The organism is Bathymodiolus heckerae thiotrophic gill symbiont (assembly GCF_900180345.1).
In the GTDB taxonomy this organism is placed as follows: Bacteria; Pseudomonadota; Gammaproteobacteria; order PS1; family Pseudothioglobaceae; genus Thiodubiliella.
In genome coordinates, this window is record NZ_FXLV01000074.1 from 1 (window position 1) to 4,586 (window position 4,586).

Consider the following 4,586-nt stretch of genomic DNA (forward strand, 5'->3'; position numbering starts at 1 on the left):
GCATAGACACCATTGCTCCAGCACAGATTGACTTAGGCGACTCAGAAGCAGGCATACAAAATAGCAGTAGCACTATTATTAATAATACCAATCGTGCCACCACCTTAGCCACAGGCATTGCCTTTGATGCCAGTATTGTTGCACCAACAGAGACTGACATTGCACAAATTAAAATAGTCCTAGGCGGTCTAGACACTACTAACGACAAATTAATCTTAAATACCGCAAACATTAATACAAACGCAGACATTACTGCCACCACCCTTACTATTGCAAGTGTGGCTGCAAGCTACACTTTAACAGGCAATACGCTGGTCATCACTAAAGCCGATGGCTCTAACTTCAGCACTGCTAATGTTAAAGCCATTGTTGAAGCAATCCGCCTTAAGAATGCAGAAACCAGTCCAAGCGAAGATGATAGAACAGCCACCTTTACTTACACCGATGAGCATGGCAATACCACTGCCTCAGCCACCACTACTATTAGTGTTAACTTAATTGCCCCAGATGCTGTCGATTTAGACGCCGCAGCATTCATACAAGACACCAGCTTACTCACCATTAACCGCGAGCAACTGGCACAAGGTATTGCCTTTGACGCTGCTATTGCTACCCCTATAGCCACCGATATCATTCAAATTAAAGTAGTGATAGGCGGCACTAATTTAGATACCACCAATGACCATTTACTCTTAGGTCTTAACAACCAAGTTGCTTTGAATGTAAACTCAGCAGATGACGAGGTAAGTTTGGGTGAGTTAACTGGTGTTAACTACACTTATAACGCAACCACTAAAACCCTAGTTCTCTCTAAAGCCGATGGCACCAACTTAAGCACGCTAGAAGTACAACAAGCCATTCAATCAATCGAGCTTCAAAATACCACCACCAAGGCTGCAGAAGGCGACAGAACTGCTACCTTTACCTACATCGATGATGCAAACAATGAAAGCGCCTCTGCAACAGCAACCATAACCGTTGACCCAGCAGCCAGCTCATTAAGTGCAGTTGACTTAGACCCAACACAGGCAAATGCACAATCAAACAGCGCAACAATCGTTAATAAAGCCAACTTAGCAACCACACTCACCACAGGCATTGCCTTTGATGCCAATATTGCTGCCCCAACAGAAAACGACATTGCACAAATCAAAGTTGTCTTAGACGGCTTAGACACTGCTAACGACAAATTAATCTTAAATACTGCAGACATTAATACCAACGCAGACATCGCTGCCACCAACCTCACTATTGCGGGTGTGGCTGCAAGCTACACCTTAACAGGCAATACGCTCGTCATCACTAAAGCCAATGGATCTAACTTCAACGCCGCTAAAGTTAAAGACATTGTTGAGGCAATCCGCCTTAAGAATGCAGAAACCAACCCAAGTGAAGGCGACAGAACAGCAACCATTAGCTACATCAATACAGGTAATTCTGAGTTTAGTCCTGCTACAGCAAGTATTAAAGTTAACTTAATTGCCCCAGATGCAGTTGATTTAGACGCAACCACAGCAGACACTCGAGCCACTGAAGCGCTAACGCTCAACATTGCCAACCAAGCACAACTAAAAGCAGGCATCGCCTTTGAAGCAAATGTTGCTGCCCCAACAGCCACAGATATCACTCAAATTAAAGTGGTAATAGGTGGTGCTAATTTAGACACCACCAATGACCAATTACTACTAGGTCTTAATTACAATTTAGACCTTAATAACGATGCGCAAGGTAATAATGTCTCACTTGGTGCCATTACGGGTATTAACTATAGTTACGATAAGACAATTAACACCTTGATTATCTCTAAAGATGACGCCAGTGCTCTAAGTGCCACTGAGGTTCAAGTCATTGTTGCTAGCATCAAACTACAAAACACTACCCAGAACCCAACCCAAGGCGACAGAACAGCCACCTTTAGTTATGTTGATGCCGCTGACAATGAAGGCATCAGTGCCATCACCACTTTAAGCGTAGACACCATTGCTCCAGCACAGATTGACTTAGACAATTCAGAAATAGGCACTCAAAACAGCATCAGCACTATTGTTAATCATGCCAATCGTACCACCACCTTAGCCTCAGCCACAGGCATCGCCTTTGATACCAGTATTGTTGTACCAACAGAAAACGACATTACACAAATTAAAATAGTCCTAGGCGACTTAGATACTGCTAACGATAAATTAGTCTTAAATACTGTAGACATTGATACAAACTCAGACATCGCTACCACCAACCTCACTATTGCTAGTGTGGTTGCACGCTACAGCTTAACAGGCAATACGCTCATTATCACTAAAGCCGATAACTCTAACTTTAACGCTGCGAAAGTTAAAGACATTGTTGAAGCAATCCACCTTAAGAATACAGAAACCAACCCAAGCGAAGGCGACAGAACAGCCACCTTTACTTACATTGATAAGCATGGCAATACCAGCGCCTCTGCCACTGCTACTATTGTGGTAGATGTAACTGTCCCAGATGCAGTGAATTTAGGCAAACTTTTTGAAACTGATACTGACTTTAATCTTTCTGATAACATGAATGATATTGCTGGTGTTAACAACTTTGAAAGAGTAGGCACTAGCGTTACTATATGGAGCGAAGATATATTTTCCAATGAAGGCTTTATCGGTGATGGTTATGCTATTGCCAAAGTGACAGCGAATAATCAACCTGTCATGTTTGGCTTATCTACAAATGATGATAGTAATAGTTACACCACTATTGATTATGCAATTTATATAAAAGAAAATGATATTATTGATGGTGTTTATGAAAATAATGTTAAAACTAATTTAACTGATATAAGTTTCAATACAGGCGATTATATCAAAGTTGCACGCATTGGCACAGAGATTAAATATTACCATATTACTGCTGCCGAGCAGGCTGCTGGTCAAGAAGGTACTGTAATACACACTAAAACAGGCGTGAGTGCAACGGATAAATTATTTATTGATACTTCATTTAGAAATATAGGCAGTCGGCTTGATGAAGTGAAATTGTTCAGTCGAATAAAAGTTGTTGATCAGACACAACTAGTAGCAGGCGTTGTTTTTGATAGTAATGTTGTCGTTCCAAGTGCAATAGATATTAAACAGATTAAAGTTGTTTTAGGAGGTCCGGATTTAGATATTGTGAATGATGAGTTATTTTTAGATCTTTATTCATCGGGTATTGGTAATAATAGTGTGGATATTTCTAATATTGGTCATATTTATACAGCAGCAACTAAGACCTTATTATTCTTCAATAAAGATGGTAGTAATCTAGATTCTCTTTCTGTGAAGGCAGCGATAGAGGCTGTTGAGCTTAAGAACGGCAGTCTAACGCCAGTTTTGGGTAAGCGCAGTATAACCATTAGTTATCTTGATCATGCAGGTAATGAGAGTGATTCTGTAACCACAAGTATCAAGGTAAATTCAAGAACATCAACAGCAATAAAAACAATAGATTTAGACGGCGTAGAAGCTGGCACACAAACTACCAGCACAATAGCTGTTAATATTGCTAATTTAGCCGCTACCTTAAGCACAGGTATCTCACTGTATGCCAACAGCGTTCAGCCGAGTGAGAAAAATATTAATGTGATTAAAATTCACTTAGGCGGTGCTAATTTAGACTTTACTAATGATAAGTTAGTTTTAGATGCTGACCTGTCACTAAATGCCAATGCTGTAGTTAATAATGTGGTCGTAGGCGGTGTTAATGTTAACTATAACTATACAACAGTAACTAGTAATTTATTCATTGTTCGCTCTAATGGTAATAACTTCCCCGCCTCTTTTGTCGATGCAATTGTTAAATCAATCAACCTGAAAAATACCCAAGCAGCCCCACAAGAAGGTGATAGAACATTCGCTATCAGTTATATTGATAGTGATAATAATGAAACCCCAGCTTCAACAGTAACAGTTGGTGTGGATTTAACACCAGCAGAAAAGATAAATTTAGGCGGTAATCGAATAACCACCAATTTCGACCTTAGTGCCAAAATGAGTGGTGATATTTTGGCTGATGAGTTTGAGAAAACAGGTACAGATGGTTGGGATGCCGATGTATTCTCCACCGAAGGCTTTACAGGTGATGGTTTTGTTATTGCTAAAATCACCAAAGATGTCAACAACGGTCAAAGGTTTATGCTTGGTTTATCTACTGATGATAGTAGTAATTCTTATACTACTGTTGACTATGCAATATATGTAGATATCTCAGGCATCAATAGCCTATATGAAGGTGGCACTCATGTGAATATAACAGACCGAGATTACAGTGCAGGTGATTATGTCAAAGTTGCACGAGAAGGTACTTTAATCAAATATTACCATATCAGCGCCGCCCAATATGCTGCTAACGAGCAAGGCGTTTTACTTCGTAGTAGGGCGGCCACAGCCGATAAGTTGTATCTTGATACCTCCTTTCATGATAAAGACACTAAAGTGCAAGATTTACAATTGTTTGATCATAAATATAAAGTATCGGCAAATCAAGCAAGATTTTCTGCAGGTGCTGTCTTTGATGCCGATATTGTTACCACAACTGAGGGTGATATTAGACAGATTAAAATCGTATTAGGCGGTGCT

General features: G+C 40.2%; 1 protein-coding gene. It reads left to right on the forward strand.

Annotated elements, in window-relative coordinates; translation table 11 throughout:
• Positions 1-4,586, forward strand: a 4,586-nt coding sequence (locus tag CRYPD_RS08195) for a beta strand repeat-containing protein (RefSeq protein WP_171004397.1), incomplete at both ends; no start/stop codon positions are given.